Origin of the sequence: Chachezhania sediminis, assembly GCF_009765275.1 — a bacterium.
GTDB lineage: Bacteria > Pseudomonadota > Alphaproteobacteria > Rhodobacterales > Rhodobacteraceae > Chachezhania > Chachezhania sediminis.
Window position 1 is genome coordinate 342,712 of record NZ_VOPH01000004.1, and the last position, 17,952, is coordinate 360,663.

A 17,952-nucleotide genomic window follows, 5' to 3' on the forward strand; every position below is an offset into this window, starting at 1 on the left:
GAGTTACTGCCGCGGGCCGTTCCAGCGGCCGATGCGGACGAACTCGCCTGGCGGGCCCATGCGGATATCCAGCAGGATCGCCAGCGCCCGCAGGGTGAAGGCCGCCAGAAAGGCGATGCCCTGCGCGATCGGGACGGGGATGTCGGTCTGCATCAGCAGCGCATAGGTCAGCGCGCCGACCAGGGCGGCCGTTGCATAAAGCTCGCCGCTCAGGATGATGGGCTGGGTATTGGTCAGCACGTCCCGGATCACGCCGCCGCCGGTGGCGGTCAGCATCCCCATGAAGACCGCGATCACCAGTGGCGTGCCGAAGGCCAGCGCCGTGTGGCAGCCGACCACGGCAAAGGCCGCAAGACCCAGGGCGTCGGCCCAGATCAGGCCGCGCTGGCGATAGCGTTCGGACGGGACGAAGAAGAAGGTCGTCAGGGCCGCCACCGCGCACAGTAACAGCTCTGTCGGGTCGTGGACCCACCAGATTTCGCGGTTCAGCAGAAGGTCCCGCGTGGTGCCACCGCCGATGCCCGTGATCGTGCCGACCAGCACGAAGCCCAGCACATCCATCCGGAACCGCGCCGCCGTCAGCGCGCCGCTGACGGCAAAGACGACGTCGCCGAAATACATGATCGCCAGGATGCTGGTACTGATCGGTTCGCCTTCAATGCCCATGATGTCCCGTCTGCCCCCTGGATGCCCCTTGGAATGCCCCGTGGCAGCTTTACCGCCCTGTGGCCATGCGGGACAGGGGCCTTGAGGGGGCCTTGAGGGGGGGGGCTGACGAGAGCAGGTTGCCACCGACAGGTCGTGTGGGCCAACGGGGGCTTTCCATTGGACCTGCGCGCTGCCGTCGCGCGGCGCGCAGGTCCGGGGCATGGTATCGCATCAGGGAACGGATCTGAAACGGGACGACAGGCATGGCTTCGGGTGAACAGGTGGACGTGATCGTGATCGGCGCCGGCATGGCCGGGGCTTCGGCCGCGGCAGAGCTGTCGCGGGATACCAGGGTCCTGCTGCTGGAGATGGAAGGCCAGCCCGGCTATCACACGACCGGACGGTCCGCGGCGATGTACGAACCGGGCTATGGCCCGCCGGGGATCCGGGCGCTGACCCGTGCCGCGGGCACGTTCTTTCACGATCCGCCCGAAGGCTTTGCCGAGGCACCGCTGGTCACGCCCCGGGGTGTGCTGATGATCGCGCGGGCCGACCAGTCGGACACGCTGGACGCCATGATCACCGAGGCTTCGGCCGAAGGCACGGTCGAACGGCTGGATGCCGACGCGGCGCGCAAGCTCGTGCCGGTGCTTCGCGATGGCTATGCCGTGGGGGCCATGCTGTCGAAAAGCGGGCAGGACATCGACGTGCACGGGCTGTTGCAGGGTTATTTGCGCGCCTTCCGTGCCCGGGGCGGGAAACTGGTGACAAAGGCCCCTGTCACCGGCCTGACCCGGACGGCCGACGCCTGGACGGTCGAAACGGCCGCCGGCACCTTCAACGCTCCGGTGGTCGTCAATGCCGCCGGGGCCTGGGCCGACCGGATCGGCGCGCTGGCCGGGGCCGAGACCATCGGGCTGACGCCCAGGCGCCGCACGGCCCTGACCATCGCGGCGCCCGAGGGCGTGGATGTCGACGGCTGGCCCATGACCTGCGACGTGGACGAGGCGTTCTACATGAAGCCCGATGCCGGGCGACTGCTGATTTCGCCCGCCAACGAGGATCCGGAGGAGCCGCAGGACGTCCAGCCGGACGAGTTGGACATCGCCATCTGTATCGACCGGATCGAGACCGCCTTTGACCTGAAGGTCCGCCGCATCGAAAGCCGCTGGGCGGGCCTGCGCAGCTTCGTGGCCGACGGGGAACCGGTTGTGGGCTATTCCGACGTCGCGCCGGGCTTTTTCTGGCTGGCCGGGCAGGGCGGTTACGGCATCCAGACGGCGCCCGCCCTGTCGCGGCTGGCGGCGGCGCTGGTGCTGGGCCGGGGCGTTCCGGACGACATCGCGGCCCAGGGGCTGGTGCCGGAAAAGCTGGCGCCTGGACGGCTGTGAGGCGTCAGTCTTCGATCACGCTTTCGGTGCGGGACCGGCGCCTGTAGATGCCGTGGACGCTGGCGACGGTCGTGTCGCCCACCACCATCAGCGCGCGGAAGAAGAACATCCGCCGCGTGACGCGGGTCAGTTCCGGCGTGGCCCCGACCTGATCGCCCTGTTTCACCGGCGCCAGGTCGTCGCCCGAGAGCGTGATCGTCGGGCCGGTCTTTTCGGACGAGGTCAGGTCCATCGCGCGACCCATCATGTCGGCGAAGACGGCCAGCGTGCCGCCATGGCAGAGGCCCGACCGGTTCAGGCGGCGTCGTTCGACGCGGAAGCCCAGCGTGCCGGGGCCGGTTGCGGCGGGCATCAAGTAGTGCGGGCCGTTGACGGCCGCCATCTCGGTCGGGTCTTCGAGGCGGACAAAGCCGGGCGGGACGGACATCGATTCTGGCAAGGGGACGGTCGTCATGGTCACTCTGACCCGGGTCCTGGTCCTGCCGGGACTGGTGGCCCGGGCACAAACATGCATGACTGAAGTCCGGGGGTCGCCGGGATATAAGACCGGAGTGGGCCGGGACAGGGAGATGACGATGACCGACCAGGTTCTGCAACAATCCACGGCAGACGGGGTGCTGACGCTGGCGATGAACCGGCCCGACGCGCTGAATTCGCTGTCGCGGGCCTTGAAGGCAGCGATGGTGGCGGCACTGAAGGTGGCCGATGCGGATGCCGGGATCCGCGCCATTGTGATCACCGGCCGGGGCCGTGCCTTCTGTGCGGGGCTGGATCTGAAGGAACTTGGATCATCGGGCGCGCCGGTCGGCACGTCCCTGGCGGCCGACACCAATCTGGGCGACACGCTGGCGGCGGTGAAAAAGCCGGTGATCGCGGCGGTGAACGGGCTGGCGGTGACCGGCGGGTTCGAACTGGCGCTGGCCTGCGACATGTGCCTGGCGGGGCGGTCGGCCTGGTTCGGCGACACCCATGCGAAATTCGGGCTGATCCCGGGCTGGGGCCTGTCCCAGCGCCTGCCGCGGCTGATCGGGCCGCACCGCGCCAAGGAGATTTCCCTGACAGGGCGCCGGGTGACGGCGGAAGAGGCGGAACGGCTGGGCTTCATCAACCGTTGTGTCGACGATGCGGATCTGGGGACGGAGGCACAGGCGCTGGCCGCTGCGGCCGCGGCCTTCGATCCGGCGAATGTGGCGGCGATGAAGAAGCTGATCGACGACGGCTATGCAATGCCCTTTGGCGAGGCCATGGAATTCGAGGATCGGGCGGCAGATGCCAACAATGGCGGGGTGGCAATCCGGCCGGGGGCCATCGGATCGAAGCCCTGACACAGAGCACATGCCGGACCGCGACGGCGTCCGGCATCGGTGGCTCGACAGGGTGAGGCCTGCAGGATCGGCCGTCAGAGGGCGGTCAAACGCGGCTGGCGTTCAGAGAAACCCCAGTTCCAGTCGCGCCTCGTCCGACATCATGTCCATGCCCCAGGGCGGTTCCCAGGTCAGGTCGACATCGACCTTGCGGACACCCGGCAGGGGTTCGACGGCATCGGCGACCCAGCCCGGCATGTCGCCGGCCACGGGGCAGCCCGGGGCTGTGAGGGTCATCAGGATGCGGACGTCGTTTTCTTCGCTGATCTCGATGGTGTAGATCAGCCCCAGCTCGTAGATGTTCACCGGGATTTCCGGGTCATAGACCGTGCGGCAGGCGTCGGTGACGGCCTCGTAAAGCGGATGGTCCGTGGTCGACGGTGCGATCAACGGTGTGCCTTCCAGCGGCTGGGTGCTTTCGGTCATTCCGGCCTCGTTCATATCCTGACCGAATATATAGGATTTTGCGCAGGTAACGTCCACCCCGCGGCTGGTATGGGGAGCGCGTCAGTCGTTGATGTCCCGGCGGATGATCCGCACCTGTCCGGTGGGCAGCGCAAAGAGCCGCCGCAGCACAATCCAGGCCACCAGCGCCACCACCGCGAAGATCACAAGCAGCGCCAGCGCGCCCACGGCCAGGGGCAGGATTAGCAGCAACAGCCCAACCAGCAGGGCGGAAATCGCGAAGCCCAGGAAGACGAAGCCGGGCACCAGCACCTCCAGCGTGGCAAGGACCAGCGCGGCGGCCAGCCAGACCCACCAGAGGACAAGAAGGTCCAGAAAGATCATCGCCCGGCCCCTGTCTTGCCCACGCCCCTGAGCATGGCGAAGGCGTCGCCGAAGGCATCCATCGCGTTGGCGGGCAGGACGATGGTCTGGCGGCCTTCGCCCTTGCCCAGCGCCACCAGCGCCTCGACCTGTTTCAGGGCGACCTGGTACTGTGCCGCCTCGATCCCGTGATCGCGGATCGCCCTGGCCACCACCTCGGTCGCGTAAGCTTCGGCATCGGCCTGGATGCGGCGCGCCTTGGCGATCTGTTCCGAGGAATAAAGTTCGGCATCCGCGGCCAGTTCGACCGCGCGCTTCTTGCCTTCGGCCTCTGTCACCTGGGCGCGGCGGGCGCGTTCGGCGTTCAGCTGCTGCAGCATCGCTGCGCGGGTCGCCTGGTCCAGGTTCACGTCCAGAAGTTCCGCCCGGGTGACCTCGATCCCCCAGTCGTCGACCACGGCAAATACCGATTCCTTGATCGTCGCGGTCAGGGTGGCGCGGTTCGACTGCACCTCGTCCAGTTCCATCTTGCCGATTTCCGAGCGCACGATGCCGGCCACGGTGGTCGCGATGGCCGCGTCCACGTCGCGGATCCGGTAGACGGTCTTTTCCGGTTCGATGATGCGGTAGAAGACGGAACTTTCGACTTCGACCAGCACGTTGTCCGATGTGATGGCATCCTGGCTCATCGTCGGAAGCTGCCGTTCCAGGATCGAAATCCGGTGCGCGACATAGTCGATGAAGGGCACGATCACGTTGATGCCCGGCCCCAGCACCGAATGCAGCCGGCCGAACCGTTCGACCACGTATTTTTCCGACTGCGGCACAATCTTCACGCCGCGGAAGATCACCACCACGACCAGCACGAAGGCCAGGACATAGACGAGGTTCCCGGCCAGAAGGTCGATCAGAAGTTGTTCGTCCATCGGTGATCCTCCTGTCCGTGGCACAACCTTCATGTAGGATGTGCCGGATCGGAAGTCACGATCCGACCGCCCCCAGCGGTTGGGGGTCGCGTTCATGATCTGCTCCATGATCGTGCCGGTGCCGGTGTCGGTATCGGCGCTGAAGCTGATCAGGCGCGGCGGGCAGGTCTGGAAGGTGTCCGCCAGTTGCTGGACGATGGCCAGCGCCGGTGACAGCGCCCAGGATAGGTTTTCCTGCCATTCGTCGAAACCGCGCGCCTCGTGAAAGCGTTCGAACGGGTCCAGGTCCAGCCGGGTGATCAGCTGGCTGACAACACCGTTGAACCACTTGTCCTGCGTCGTGAACAGGATTTTCCATTTGCCGTGATGCAGGCCGTGGAAGGGGGATTCGGTGAAATAGAAGAATTCCATGCGGTTGGACGGGCCGGTGCCGTTCAGGATCGGCCTCTGGTCGTAACCGTCCAGTTGGACACGATAATTCGTGCCGCCGATGTCGGCGCCGTCCAGCTGCCCGTCCTTCAGGTCGGGCTGGCCCGGAACGGACATGATGGTGGGCATCCAGTCCCCCATCGGCGTCATCTCGCCGGTGGTGGTGCCGGCAGGGATCACGCCCGGCCATTTCACCGCTATCGGCACCTTGAAGCCGCCTTCATAGCCGCCCAGCCCCTTTTCGCCGCGGAAGGGCTGGTTGCCGCCGTCGGGCCAGGAATGCGTCGCCGCCCCGTTGCCGGTCGAGAACATGGCCATGGCGTTGTCGGCCACGCCCAGTTCGTCCAGCAGGTTCAGCAGTTCGCCCACGTCGTCGTCCGGTTCGACCATCCCGTCGGCACAGACGTTGCCGGTGATGCCCTTCTGGTGGTCGTTCAGGTGGGTCTGGCAGTGCATCCGCGTCGCGTTGTGCCGGACAAACAACGGTTCCCCCGCGGCGACGGCGTCACGGGGGAAGCGTTTGGATGGGCTTTTTTCCCGGAGTGTAGAACAGCCTTAAGGCGAACCGTGCGGGAACCCGTGCGCTTGTGTGTCGATGAGAGCGTTCCGGCCTATGCGTCTTCCGACGCTGCGGCCTTGCGGCGACGCACCGGCTGCGGGCGCACGCGCAGCTCGATCTCGTCATAAAGCTTGCCGACGATGTCCTTGCCGGTCGCCGTCTCGATCCCCTCGAACCCGGGGGAGGAATTGACCTCCAGCACCTTGGGCCCGTCGGAGGATCGCAGAAGGTCGACGCCCGCCAGGTTCAGCCCGAAGGCGCGGGCGGCGCGCAGGGCGGTGTCGCGCTCTTCCTTCGTGATGCGGACTGCCGTTGCCGTACCGCCCTGGTGCAGGTTCGACCGGAAGTCGCCTTCGGCCCCGGTGCGCTTCATCGCCGCCACGACGCGGGACCCCACGACCAGACAGCGGATATCCTCGCCCGCGGCTTCCTTGACGAATTGCTGGACCAGGAAGTTCGCGCGCAGGCCCCGGAAGGCGGAAATCACGCTTTCGGCGGCCTTGGTCGTTTCCGCCAGCACCACGCCCTTGCCTTGCGTGCTTTCCAGCAGCTTCACCACCAGCGGCGCGTCGCCCACCAGTTCGATCAGGTTGTCGGTGTCCTTGGGCGACGCCGCAAAGGCCGTAACCGGCATCCCGATCTGGCGGGCGGCCAACACCTGATGGGCATGCAGCTTGTCCCGGCTGGCGGTGATGCCGGCGCTGCCGTTCACGCAGAAGGTCCCTATGGTTTCGAACTGGCGGATGACGGCCGTCCCATAGGGCGTGATCGAGGCCCCGATGCGCGGGATCACCGCGTCATAGCGGGGCAGGCGCTTGCCATCGTAATGCACTTCGGGCGCCAGGGCGTTGATCGCCATGTAGCAGCGCGCGGTATCGATCACCTCCACCACGTGGCCGCGGGCTTCGCCGGTTTCGACCAGACGCTTGGTGGAATAGTTGTTCTCGCGGCTCAGGACCGCGATCCTGAGCGCGCGTTTCGGCGCGGCGCGGCGGACCTGCTGGGAATGGTAGACGTCGTAGCTGAGTTCCGGCTGCAGGTTCCGTTCCGTGGGCGCGATGGAGATATGCTCGCTGAGCGCCTGCCGGCCCAGCAGCATGCGCGAGGCCATGCCGGACCGGTTGGTCAGCGTCACCTCGATCGGCCAGCTTTGGCCGGCGACGGTCAGATTGGTGCGGATGACATAGCGCAGTTCGGATTCCCCGTTGGACGACGTCACCTCGCGCCGGTCGACCAGTTCGGCGGAACAGGCGATGGCCAGATCGGTGCGGCCGGGGATCGGCTGGACGGAAAAGCGGACGCGCGGATGCGAGACGGGGCCGAACGTTTCGATATCCGAGGCATGGAGCGCCGAGGTCCGCGCCCCGGTATCCACCTTGGCCCGGATCGCGGGCAGGCCGAGATCGGGCAGGGCGACCCATTCTTCCCATCCGAAGGTCAGGGGCTTGGGCTGGAACATGTCGACTCCGTCAGATTGAGAGGCGGCCCCTATAGGGCCGATGCATGGCCGGCGAAACCCGCGAATTTCGGTCGGGCAGGGCGCTGCCGGATGAATCGCGTGCGTCGCCGTTCCAGTGTCGGAACTTGGTGAAGAATGTGTGAATGTCCGGGGCCAGTTCTGGCGCAACGCGGCGGCCCGACCCGATGACCCGACCCGGCCGGCCGACGCGCCGGATAGGCGCCCGTCCGGCGGCCGATACGGCCTGTCGAATGGACGTGGAGCGGGGCGAGGCAGGGCGCTGAAATGCGACCGGAGCGGGAACGCTTGCAGTCCCGGTCGCCATTTCACGTACTGCCTGCGGATTAATCACCGACCTCGGGAGTGTCGCAAAAGTGACATGTTCGCGACGGCCGGCATCGGGGCACTGCGGGCCATGTTGCTGCAACCGCAAAACGGGCGTGAAGATCGGCCCAGTTACCAGGACGACTGGTTTAATCATTGCATAGGGGACAGAACATGGCCGAAGGGATACCGCATCACGATCTGGTCTACGGGCTGGACGATGTGCCACCGCCACCGCAGGCGGCACTGGCCGCGCTTCAGCACCTGCTGGCCGCCATCGTGGGGATCGCCACGCCGACACTGATCATCGGGGGCGTGCTGGGTCTGGGCGAACATGTGCCCTATCTGATCGCGATGGCCTTCTTCGTGTCGGGGGTCGGCACCTTCATCCAGTGCCGCAGGATCGGGCCGGTAGGGTCCGGCCTTCTCAGCCTGCAGGGCACCAGCTTTGCCTTTCTGGGCGCGGTGCTGGCTGCCGGTTTTGCGGTCAAGGGCCGCGGCGGCACGCCCGAGGACATCCTGGCGATGATCTTCGGACTGTGCCTTGTGGGCTGTCTGGTCGAGGTGGTGCTGTCGCAGCTGCTGCCCTACCTGTCCAGGATCATCACCCCGACGGTGACGGGGATCGTGATCACGGTGATCGGTCTCAGCCTGCTGCGGGTGGGGTTCACCGACTTTGCCGGCGGTGCCACGGCGGGCGAAAACCTGGGCGCGCCGGAAAACCTGCTGATGGGGACGGTCGTCGTGGTGATCATCCTGGTCATGACCTTCCTGGGCAAGCCGATGCTGCGCATTTCCGCGATCATGGTGGGGCTGGTCGTCGGCACGATCATCGCCGCCTTCATGGGCATGGTCAGCTTTGCGCCGGTGGCCAATGCGCAGCTTTTCGCGGTGCCGATGCCGTTCAAGTACGGTTTTGATTTCGACCTGGGTCTCTTCATCCCGATTGCGTTCCTGTACCTGGTGACGGCGATCGAGACCTCGGGCGACCTGACCGCGAACTCGGTCATCTCGGGCCAGCCGGTGGAAGGCGAGCTTTACATGAGCCGCATCAAGGGCGGCGTGCTGGGCGACGGGATCAATTCGGGGATCGCGGCGATCTTCTGCACCTTTCCGAACACGACCTTCAGCCAGAACAACGGCGTGATCCAGATGACGGGCGTTGCCAGCCGTCATGTGGGCCTGTGGATCGCGGGCTACCTGGTGCTGATGGGGCTGTTCCCGGTGATCGGCTCGGCCTTCCTGATCATCCCAAAACCAGTCCTGGGCGGCGCGACGCTGGTCCTGTTCGGCACCATCGCCGTGGCGGGCATCCGCATTCTGGCGACGGAACCGATCGACCAGCGCCGGGTCTATATCATGGCGGTCAGCTTCGGCCTGTCGCTGGGTGTGGTCATGGTGCCGGACGCCACGCAGCACCTGCCGACCTTCATCAAGCAGGTCGTGGCCGCCCCCATCACCCTGGCCGGTCTGTCCGCGATCATCCTGTCGCTGGTCCTGCCGGAACACGAAGTGACCGATCCCGAGGAAGAAGAGGCGCTGGAACTGGCCTCCGAAGCAGACGCGATCTGACCTGGGACCCCACGGGGCCGGTCCATCCGGCCCAACGGTTCCCAGACGTTTTGCCGACACGTGCCAGACGCGCCCGGAGCTGTTCCGGGCGCGTTCTGCATGACCCGTAGGGCGGGGTTCACCCCTCTGCACCTGCCCTTGGGACCGGCAACGGCGGGGGGAGCCCCGCCCTGCCTTTGCGTCGCGGCGGTTTCGGGCGTAATCCCTGCTGCCATGACCGACCGATTCTCATTTTCGCTGCAGGCCACCGACGGGGCCGCACGTACCGGCGTGATCTCGACCCCGAGGGGAGAGATCCGCACCCCTGCCTTCATGCCCGTGGGCACCGCCGCGACCGTCAAGGCGATGCGGCCCGAAAGCGTGGCCGAAACCGGCGCCGACATCCTGCTGGGCAATACCTATCACCTGATGCTGCGCCCCGGGGCGGAACGGATCGACCGGCTGGGCGGCCTGCACAGGTTCATGAACTGGGATAAGCCCATCCTGACCGACAGCGGCGGCTTTCAGGTGATGAGCCTGGCCGAACTGCGCAAGCTGACCGAGGAGGGCGTGACCTTCCGGTCCCATGTCGACGGGTCGCGCCACACGCTGACGCCGGAACGGTCGATGGAGATCCAGCGCCTGCTGGGGTCCGACATCGTGATGTGCTTCGACGAATGCCCCGCGCTGCCCGCGACCGACGAACGCGTGGCCGAGGCCATGCGCCTGTCGATGCGGTGGGCGCTGCGGTCGCGCGAGGCCTTCGGCGACAGGCCGGGCCATGCGCTGTTCGGGATCCAGCAGGGCGGCGTCACGCGGGAATTGCGCGAAGAAAGCGCCAAGGCGCTGATCGAGATCGGTTTCGACGGCTATGCCCTGGGCGGGCTGGCCGTGGGCGAGGGGCAGGAGGCGATGTTCGGCGTCCTTGACTATGCGCCGGCCATGCTGCCCGCGGACAAGCCGCGCTATCTGATGGGCGTGGGCAAGCCCGACGACATCGTCGGCGCCGTGAAGCGCGGGGTCGACATGATGGACTGCGTGCTGCCGTCCCGGTCGGGACGGACGGGGCAGGCCTTTACCCGCCGCGGCGTCGTGAACATCAAGAATGCGCGCCATGCCGACGATCCGCGCCCCCTGGACGAGGCCTGCACCTGTCCGGCCTGCCGCAGCTATTCCCGCGCCTACCTGCACCACCTGTTCCGCGCGGGCGAGATCCTGTCGTCGATGCTGATGACCTGGCACAACCTGCATTACTTCCAGGAGATCATGGCCGGAATGCGCGGCGCCATCGCCGAAGGCCGGTTCGATGCCTGGGAGGCAGAGTTCCACGCCGGCCGGGCCGAGGGGGATATCCCGCCGCTGTGAGGCAGCTTTGATCCCCGACGGGCCGGTCCCCGGTCTGCGGCGTCATGAGGCCGTCATCGACAGGCCACGCGTTGGGCCCGATCCGAATATTGTGCGCGCCCGTCCGGGCGCGCGGCGGTGCCCCGGACCGTGGCCGTTTGCGGACCCGGTGTGCGGTGCCCCGCGGTGCCGGCGGATCGGGGCGCGGCCCTTGAAGGGCCGGGACGCGATGAATATTTCAGCACTGCGCCGGGAAAGGCGGCGCCCTTCGGCAGGCGGGCCGGGCTTCTCCCCAGACGGGGACGGGACGCCGGACGCGACTTGCCGAAAAGACCCGGACCGGCCACGCTGGTTCGGCGACAGTGTGGGATTGCCACGAACGGACCCGCCACCAACCGGACCTGAACGGTCCGGAGCCGACGCTTCCCGAGGATCGGATCGACCGGACCAGATACCCGGCACGCCCCATCCGAACGGCGAGAGCGGTTGACAGAGCCGGAACGGTGCCCCACCTATTTCGTTCGACCGGAGACGGCCACCGTGCTGCCGCCTTGCGGGGCCTCGGCCGTCTTGCCCAAGATAAGGAATGCCAATGGAAGCGCCTTCGTACACCACCACCCCGGTTCCGGTTCTGCCGCTTCGGGATATTGTCGTCTTCCCGCACATGATCGTGCCGCTCTTTGTCGGGCGGGAAAAGTCGGTGCGCGCCCTGGAAGAGGTGATGGCAGATGACAAGCAGATCCTGTTGTCGAGCCAGATCGACCCGGCAGAGGACGATCCCGACGCCGACGGCATCTACAAGACCGGCGTCGTGGCCAATGTCCTGCAATTGCTGAAACTGCCCGACGGCACCGTCAAGGTGCTGGTCGAAGGCCAGGAACGCGTGCGGATCACCCGGCTTCTGGACAACCCCGCCTATTTCGAGGCCCTGGGCGAGCCGCTGGAGGAAGTGCCCGGCGACGAGGAAGTGGCCGAGGCCCTGCTGCGCACCGTCGCGCAGGAATTCGAACGCTATGCCAAGGTCCGCAAGAACATCCCCGAAGAAGCCCTGGCCGCCGTCGGTCAGTCGACCGAGCCGGCAAAGCTGGCCGACCTGGTCGCGGGTCATCTGGGCATCGACGTGCAGCGCAAGCAGGAACTGCTTGAGACGCTGTCGGTCAGCGAACGTCTGGAGAAGGTCTATGGCCTGATGCAGGGCGAGCTGTCGGTCCTGCAGGTCGAGAAGAAGATCAAGACCCGGGTCAAGAGCCAGATGGAGAAGACCCAGCGCGAGTACTATCTGAATGAGCAGATGAAGGCCATTCAGAAGGAGCTGGGCGACGGCGAGGACGGCGCCGGCGAAGTGGCCGAACTGGAAGCCAAGATCGCCGAGGCGAAGCTGTCCAAGGAAGCCCGCGAAAAGGCCGAGGGCGAGCTGAAGAAGCTGAAGTCGATGTCGCCGATGTCGGCCGAAGCCACTGTCGTGCGCAACTACCTCGACTGGATGCTGTCGATCCCGTGGGGCACGAAAAGCCGCGTGAAGAAGGACCTGCACCGCGCGCAGGAGATCCTGGATACCGACCATTATGGCCTGGAGAAGGTCAAGGAACGGATCGTGGAATACCTGGCGGTGCAGCAGCGCTCGAAGAAGCTGAAGGGGCCGATCCTGTGCCTCGTCGGCCCTCCGGGTGTTGGTAAAACGTCGCTCGGCAAATCGGTGGCGAAGGCCACGGGCCGGGAATTCATCCGCATCAGCCTTGGCGGCGTGCGCGACGAATCCGAGATCCGCGGTCACCGCCGGACCTATATCGGCTCCATGCCCGGCAAGATCATCCAGGCGATGAAGAAGGCCAAGACCACGAACCCCCTCATCCTGCTCGACGAGATCGACAAGATGGGCCAGGACTTCCGTGGCGATCCGGCCTCGGCCATGCTCGAAGTGCTCGACCCGGAACAGAACGGGACCTTCGTGGACCACTATCTTGAGGTGGAATACGACCTGTCGAACGTGATGTTCCTGACCACGGCGAACACCTACAACATGCCCGGGCCGCTTCTGGACCGGATGGAGATCATCAGCCTGGCCGGCTATACCGAGGATGAAAAGCGCGAGATCGCGAAACAGCACCTGGTCGACAAGCAGGTCAAGTCGCACGGCCTTCGCAAGAAGGAGTTCGAGCTGACCGACGAGGCGCTGACCCAGACCATCCGCACCTATACCCGCGAAGCGGGCGTGCGGAACCTGGAACGCGAACTAGGCAAGCTGACCCGGAAGGCCGTGACCAAGATCGTCAAGGGCGAGACCGACAGCGTGACGGTCACCCCGGAAAACCTGTCGGATTTCCTGGGCGTGCCCAAGTACCGCTATGGCCTGGCCGAGAAAGAGGATCAGATCGGTGTGGTCACCGGGTTGGCCTATACCTCGGTCGGGGGCGAGCTTCTGTCGATCGAGGCACTGCGCCTGCCGGGCAAGGGCCGGATGAAGACCACGGGCAAACTGGGCGACGTGATGAAGGAATCCATCGACGCCGCGGCCAGCTATGTCCGGTCGGTCGGGCCGAAGCTTGGCCTGACCCCGCCGCAGTTCGAGGCATGGGACATCCACGTCCACGTCCCTGAAGGCGCCACGCCCAAGGACGGCCCGTCGGCCGGCCTGGCGATGGTGACCTCGATCGTGTCCGTGCTGACCCAGATCCCGGTGCGCAAGGACATCGCGATGACGGGCGAGGTGACGCTGCGCGGCAACGCGCTGGCCATCGGCGGATTGAAGGAGAAGCTCTTGGCGGCGCTTCGGGGCGGCATCACCACGGTGCTGATCCCGCAGGAAAACGCCAAGGACCTGCCGGAGATCCCCGACAACGTGAAGGAGGGGCTGACCATCATCCCCGTCAGCCACGTGTCGGAAGTGCTGCAACACGCCCTGGTCCGTGTGCCGGAACCGGCCGACTGGGACGAGGCCGCCGATGCCGAAGCCGCAGCCGCCCGCGCGGCCATGGCCTCGGGCAAGCCTGCGCCCGCGACCACGGCGCACTGATCGCGCCGGGGCCGTTTTTCGGGCCAGTGAACAGGATGCGGCCGGACCTTCGGGTCCGGCCGTTTTCGTGTCGGGATCGTCCGATTCTGCTTTGAACTCCGCCGGACGCCCCTGCTGCGCGTCCGGGGCTGGTCGCCCGGGGTGTAAATGGTGCCTGCGGGCCAGGATCGCGCAAAATATGTGTAAAATTGCCGTCTTTTGGAGGCATGGAGGCGCAACATTCGCCAAATTCCGTAGTGTTGTGACCTCATCGGGTGTAAGATTTGAAAATACTCAACCCTGTCGAGGACTGCAGATGAGCACCGACAAGACCCCTTCCAGCAAGACCGAACAGCGCGCCCCGCGCGCCAAGGTCATGGCAGCCGAAATCGACGGCGAAGACGCCGTGGCGACCGATCCGGCCGAGGTGGTGGAAGAGCTGAAGCGCCGCGACCTGATCGATATGATCGTGGCCGAAACAGGCGTGAAGAAGAAATTCGCGAAGCCGGTCATCGATGCGATGCTGGCCCAGATGGGCGCCACCCTTGCAGAAGGCCGTCCGATGAACCTGCCCCCGATGGGCAAGCTGCGGGTTAACCGTTCGACCGAGACGGAAGGGGCCACGACCTATTTCTGCCGCGTGCGCATGCCCAAGCTCAAGACGGAAGACGATGCCGTCGAGAGCGGCGAGACCGACGTCTCCTGAAAACGCCGGGCTTCGGCCCGTTTCGACACCCGAGTCGGAAAGGCCCCGGACGATGTTCCGGGGCCTTTCATTTTCCTGTCCGCAGGCTCTTGCGGACCCCGCCGCCTGCCGCTACATACCCGGTCCACGGCGGGTGATTAGCTCAGTGGTAGAGCGCTTCGTTCACATCGAAGATGTCGGGGGTTCAAATCCCTCATCACCCACCATGATTTCATAGACCGATCCATGATCTGCGAAATGTTCCGAAGTCCCCATAAGCTGTGGTCTCCCGTTTCCGGCATGCAAAACCCGGCACATCGACCGCGTCCTGCATATGTTCGGGCAGATGGCGCCCACATGCGGAAAACGTGACTCCCGTACTGGAATGGGCCAGGATCTGGGCTGTGGCGGGACAGGGGGTTTTTCAGTATGCGACACGCAGAGTTGCAGCAGAGACGTTGGGTTGTGGCGGCCGCCTTCTGGTGACGAACGCGTCTCGCCAGACCGGTATCGTCGGCAGCGACGCGTAGATCTTCACGAGGCGTCAGGTGAAGCCAAAACTATATCTGATGGGTGCTTCTTGCTCGGGCGTGTCGACGCTTGGCGCGGTCCTGGCCGAACGACTAGATGTCCAACAGATTGACGTCGACAATTTCTATTGGATGCCGACCGACCCGCCGTTCAGCGTCAAACGAGATCCCGAAGACCGTGTCCTGCTGATCAGCGAGCGCCAACGCCGGAGCGAGGGCTGGGTGCTGACCGGATCGTTCATCGGTTGGGGCGATCCGCTGGTCGTGAATGTCGATCTGATCGTCTTCATCCATACGCCAACCCCGTTACGCCTGAAACGACTGGACGCGCGTGAGGCGCTCCGTCATGGAAGCCGGATTCTTCCCGGCGGCGACATGCACCGGTCACATCTGGCGTTCCGTGACTGGGCCTCTCGTTACGACGATCCGTCATTCACCGGACGAAACCTCGCACAGCATGAACGGTGGCTGGCCACGCAAACCGCCCCGGTTCTTCGCCTCGATGGCGAACGCTCGCCCCAGGATCTTGCAGGCAGGGTCGTGGACGCGCTGCCCTGAGGTCTTCCCCATTTCCCGAACATATTTGGGCGTCGCCAAGCTAGCCTGTCGATCATGCTGCTGCCTGTCAGGCCGGCCATGCTGCCCTGTGCCTGCCGCTTCCAGGTGTCGATCGGCGTTTCATGCACGCCATTGCCGCCAGCTCGGCTTTCGTCGTCTCGCCACGAATGGTTCCAGGCGGCGCCTTCTGCCTTGAATTCGGCGCCGTGAATCTTCCGTTTGCCAGCCTCGCTGTTCGTCCTCGCCACGGTTGCTGGCAGGCTTGGCAGGGTGCCCGGTCTTCGGGGACGACCTCTGTTTGCAGGGCTGTTAATGGCGGACGCAACTTAATCGACTGGTAAGGTCACGGTGCTATTTCTGCGGGACGAAAAGATTCCTTTGGAAAGGCCGCAATGCGTGTCGTTGCAATGATATGTTTGGTCATGGGACCCCTGATCTCGGCGCCAGTGCTGGCTCTGACAGGGCGCCCTGTTCAGACGACAAGCACACTTCTTGTTATCGGGCCGATGAACGGTTTGCCTGACCTGGTCAGCCGCGCGGGCGGACGTCCCGTCGGACCGACGCGTGCACCGTTTGCCCTGCTTGCCGTGGCAGACACTCATCCTGAAGACTTTCCAGAGCGTCTGAATGCCGAAGGCGCTTGGTTGGTCCTCGACGGCGCAATCGCAGCGCAACTCTGCGGAGTTTAGAATGACCAGCAACACCTCCTCACTTGCGGTCGCGCAGGCAAATGGCCTCCGCGTAATCGGCTATGTCAACATCCTGCTGGCGCCCCTCCCGGCGTGCGGTGCCTGGTTGGCGGGCTTGTCGCCCTGGCCGTTTCTGGCAGTATCCTTGGCAATTGTCACAGTCGCCCTCGGCCTTCAGCGCCGGGGCGGGGGTATTGCTCGGATCGCAGTGTCGCTAGGGGCAATGGGCCAGTTGCCGCTGCTGACGGCAGCCCTGGCCGGAAACCCGTGGCAGCTCGACTCCCACCTCATCTATTTTGCCGTGCTGGCCGGTCTGGTTATCCTGCAAGACCAGCGGGCACTTCTCGCCGCTTCAGGGCTCGTCATTGTTCATCACGCGATGCTGACGTTCTTTCTGCCGACGCTGATTTACCCAAGCAGCGGCTTGCTGCTTGATCTGGGGCGCCTGGCGCTGCACGGCACCGTTTGGGTGGCGGAAACCATGGGTCTTTCCTACCTGCTGCACATGCAGCTGAAACAACGCGCCCAGATCGAGCAAGAGGCGACACAGCTGTCCGATGCGTTGACCAGCTCGCAAGAGTTGCAACTGAACCTGACGCGGAAGGAAGCCGAACAGCTCAATGTCATGGAACAGTTCAGCGCGGCTTTGACCAAATTGGCAAATGGAGACCTTGCAACACGGATCGAGACCGTGTTTCCGGAACAGTTCGAGCCGCTGCGAAACGAATTCAACAGCGCGGTCAATTCTCTGTCGGTTGCCATGACCCGCGTCCAGGATACCGCAGGCTCAATCAAGCTGGACACAATGAGTATCGCGTCGGCATCCGAACAACTTGCCCAGCGGACCGAGCATCAGGCGAACGCTCTGGGAAGCGTAACCTCGCGTATCGACAACATCAGCGAAGTCATGTCCGCCGCATCGGAAGACGCCCGGAAGGCAGCGGTGACGACAGCCGGGACAAGGGTGGATGCCGAAAACGGCATGAAAGTGGTCGACGGTGCGCTGGACGCGATGGATCAGATCAAGGAAAGCTCCGACCGCATCCAGCTGGTTGTCGATATGATCGAAGACGTGGCGTTTCAGACCAATCTTCTGGCGCTCAACGCCGGTGTCGAGGCCGCGCGCGCCGGGTCGGGGGGGCAAGGGTTCGCGGTTGTCGCTACGGAAGTTCGCGCGCTTGCCGGTCGTTCGTCGGATGCCGCCAAGGAAATCAGTGTTCTTATCAGCGACAGTGCGCGCCAGGTCCGAAACGGTGTGCAGCTTGTCGACAACGCGGGTGAGGTACTTCGCGGTGTTCTGGATGCGGTCCGCAAGGCATCTGACTCCATGCAGAACATCGCATCTACGGTGGGCACCCAGTCAAAGGGAATCGCCGATCTCAAGCACACCATGGGTGAGCTTGATCAGCTTACACAGCAGAATGCGGCAATGTTTGAAGAAACCTCTGCTGCAACGACGGCTTTGACCGACGCGACCAATTTGCTGAGCGAAGTTGTGGCGGAATTCCAGATTGCCTCGGCGCAGGATGCTTCAGTGCCACATCTCCGTAAGATCGCCTAGCTGATGCCCGCTTCCGCAGCCGGTTCATCTGGAAGCGGCGGACCGAAGCGGCGATGGGGGGCGGGCGCAGGAAGACGGGTAGGCTTGCGAAGTGCCCGTTGGGTCGCGAACCCAGGGTTCCGGGTTTCAGTCCAACGGGTCAGAGGGATCTGCAGCAGTCCGGTAGCCGGCGGT

Annotated in this window: 14 protein-coding genes, 1 tRNA gene and 1 pseudogene; 9 read left to right on the forward strand and 7 right to left on the reverse strand. The window is 65.0% G+C overall.

What is annotated here, in order from left to right:
* Positions 1-3: 3 nt before the first annotated feature.
* The gene (locus FQK05_RS15085; protein ID WP_158968256.1) at positions 4-666 is read right to left on the reverse strand and encodes a trimeric intracellular cation channel family protein; all 663 of its coding nucleotides are present in this window, start codon (positions 664-666) and stop codon (positions 4-6) included.
* Positions 667-911: 245 nt separating this feature from the next.
* Between FQK05_RS15085 and FQK05_RS15090 the strand changes: the two genes are divergently transcribed.
* Positions 912-2,039 (forward strand): NAD(P)/FAD-dependent oxidoreductase, encoded by a 1,128-nt coding sequence (locus FQK05_RS15090; protein ID WP_158968258.1) that lies wholly within the window; start codon positions 912-914, stop codon positions 2,037-2,039.
* A gap of 4 nt (positions 2,040-2,043) precedes the next feature.
* Here the strand turns inward: FQK05_RS15090 and FQK05_RS15095 are convergent, their stop codons facing one another.
* Entirely contained in the window at positions 2,044-2,493 is a 450-nt protein-coding gene (locus FQK05_RS15095) for a PaaI family thioesterase (protein ID WP_233270535.1), read from the reverse strand.
* Positions 2,494-2,614: 121 nt separating this feature from the next.
* Between FQK05_RS15095 and FQK05_RS15100 the strand changes: the two genes are divergently transcribed.
* A complete protein-coding gene (locus FQK05_RS15100) occupies positions 2,615-3,364 on the forward strand; it encodes an enoyl-CoA hydratase (RefSeq protein ID WP_158968262.1) in 750 nt (249 codons plus the stop codon).
* A 102-nt stretch (positions 3,365-3,466) separates the two neighbouring features.
* Here the strand turns inward: FQK05_RS15100 and FQK05_RS15105 are convergent, their stop codons facing one another.
* The 5 genes and pseudogenes from FQK05_RS15105 to rimK form a co-directional block, all read right to left on the reverse strand.
* Entirely contained in the window at positions 3,467-3,829 is a 363-nt protein-coding gene (locus FQK05_RS15105; protein WP_158968264.1) for an SUF system Fe-S cluster assembly protein, read from the reverse strand.
* 81 nt (positions 3,830-3,910) lie between these two features.
* Positions 3,911-4,192, reverse strand: a complete 282-nt coding sequence (locus FQK05_RS15110) for a hypothetical protein (protein WP_158968265.1) — start codon at positions 4,190-4,192, stop codon at positions 3,911-3,913.
* Entirely contained in the window at positions 4,189-5,097 is a 909-nt protein-coding gene (locus tag FQK05_RS26135; RefSeq protein WP_158968517.1) for an SPFH domain-containing protein, read from the reverse strand. Before FQK05_RS26135 ends, FQK05_RS15110 begins: the two co-directional genes overlap by 4 nt.
* A gap of 549 nt (positions 5,098-5,646) precedes the next feature.
* Positions 5,647-5,982: pseudogene (locus tag FQK05_RS26140) on the reverse strand (sulfatase-like hydrolase/transferase); the annotation flags it as partial.
* 155 nt (positions 5,983-6,137) lie between these two features.
* Positions 6,138-7,544: a 30S ribosomal protein S6--L-glutamate ligase gene (rimK, locus tag FQK05_RS15125; protein ID WP_158968267.1), complete on the reverse strand. Its 1,407-nt coding sequence runs from the start codon at positions 7,542-7,544 to the stop codon at positions 6,138-6,140.
* Between the two features lie 498 nt (positions 7,545-8,042).
* Here rimK and FQK05_RS15130 point away from each other — a divergent pair, with 498 nt between their 5' ends.
* The 7 genes from FQK05_RS15130 (at position 8,043) to FQK05_RS15160 (ending at position 17,778) form a co-directional block, all read left to right on the forward strand.
* On the forward strand, positions 8,043-9,440 hold the full coding sequence (locus FQK05_RS15130) for a nucleobase:cation symporter-2 family protein (protein WP_158968269.1): 1,398 nt from the start codon (positions 8,043-8,045) through the stop codon (positions 9,438-9,440).
* Between the two features lie 213 nt (positions 9,441-9,653).
* Positions 9,654-10,784, forward strand: coding sequence for a tRNA guanosine(34) transglycosylase Tgt (tgt, locus tag FQK05_RS15135; protein WP_158968271.1), 1,131 nt, complete (start codon positions 9,654-9,656; stop codon positions 10,782-10,784).
* 571 nt (positions 10,785-11,355) lie between these two features.
* The gene (lon, locus tag FQK05_RS15140) at positions 11,356-13,776 is read left to right on the forward strand and encodes an endopeptidase La (RefSeq protein ID WP_158968273.1); all 2,421 of its coding nucleotides are present in this window, start codon (positions 11,356-11,358) and stop codon (positions 13,774-13,776) included.
* 295 nt (positions 13,777-14,071) lie between these two features.
* On the forward strand, positions 14,072-14,461 hold the full coding sequence (locus FQK05_RS15145) for an HU family DNA-binding protein (protein WP_158968275.1): 390 nt from the start codon (positions 14,072-14,074) through the stop codon (positions 14,459-14,461).
* 131 nt (positions 14,462-14,592) lie between these two features.
* A tRNA-Val gene (locus FQK05_RS15150) sits at positions 14,593-14,667 on the forward strand.
* A 321-nt stretch (positions 14,668-14,988) separates the two neighbouring features.
* Positions 14,989-15,528 (forward strand): ATP-binding protein, encoded by a 540-nt coding sequence (locus FQK05_RS15155; protein WP_233270522.1) that lies wholly within the window; start codon positions 14,989-14,991, stop codon positions 15,526-15,528.
* 690 nt (positions 15,529-16,218) lie between these two features.
* Positions 16,219-17,778, forward strand: a complete 1,560-nt coding sequence (locus FQK05_RS15160) for a methyl-accepting chemotaxis protein (RefSeq protein ID WP_158968277.1) — start codon at positions 16,219-16,221, stop codon at positions 17,776-17,778.
* Positions 17,779-17,952: the final 174 nt, after the last annotated feature.

Coding starts and splice junctions, on each gene's coding strand:
- FQK05_RS15085 (WP_158968256.1), bottom strand. CDS start 666: ATGGGCATTGAAGGCGAACCGATCAGTACCAGCATCCTGGCGATCATG.
- FQK05_RS15090 (WP_158968258.1), top strand. CDS start 912: ATGGCTTCGGGTGAACAGGTGGACGTGATCGTGATCGGCGCCGGCATG.
- FQK05_RS15095 (WP_233270535.1), bottom strand. CDS start 2,493: ATGACGACCGTCCCCTTGCCAGAATCGATGTCCGTCCCGCCCGGCTTT.
- FQK05_RS15100 (WP_158968262.1), top strand. CDS start 2,615: ATGACCGACCAGGTTCTGCAACAATCCACGGCAGACGGGGTGCTGACG.
- FQK05_RS15105 (WP_158968264.1), bottom strand. CDS start 3,829: ATGACCGAAAGCACCCAGCCGCTGGAAGGCACACCGTTGATCGCACCG.
- FQK05_RS15110 (WP_158968265.1), bottom strand. CDS start 4,192: ATGATCTTTCTGGACCTTCTTGTCCTCTGGTGGGTCTGGCTGGCCGCC.
- FQK05_RS26135 (WP_158968517.1), bottom strand. CDS start 5,097: ATGGACGAACAACTTCTGATCGACCTTCTGGCCGGGAACCTCGTCTAT.
- rimK (WP_158968267.1), bottom strand. CDS start 7,544: ATGTTCCAGCCCAAGCCCCTGACCTTCGGATGGGAAGAATGGGTCGCC.
- FQK05_RS15130 (WP_158968269.1), top strand. CDS start 8,043: ATGGCCGAAGGGATACCGCATCACGATCTGGTCTACGGGCTGGACGAT.
- tgt (WP_158968271.1), top strand. CDS start 9,654: ATGACCGACCGATTCTCATTTTCGCTGCAGGCCACCGACGGGGCCGCA.
- lon (WP_158968273.1), top strand. CDS start 11,356: ATGGAAGCGCCTTCGTACACCACCACCCCGGTTCCGGTTCTGCCGCTT.
- FQK05_RS15145 (WP_158968275.1), top strand. CDS start 14,072: ATGAGCACCGACAAGACCCCTTCCAGCAAGACCGAACAGCGCGCCCCG.
- FQK05_RS15160 (WP_158968277.1), top strand. CDS start 16,219: ATGACCAGCAACACCTCCTCACTTGCGGTCGCGCAGGCAAATGGCCTC.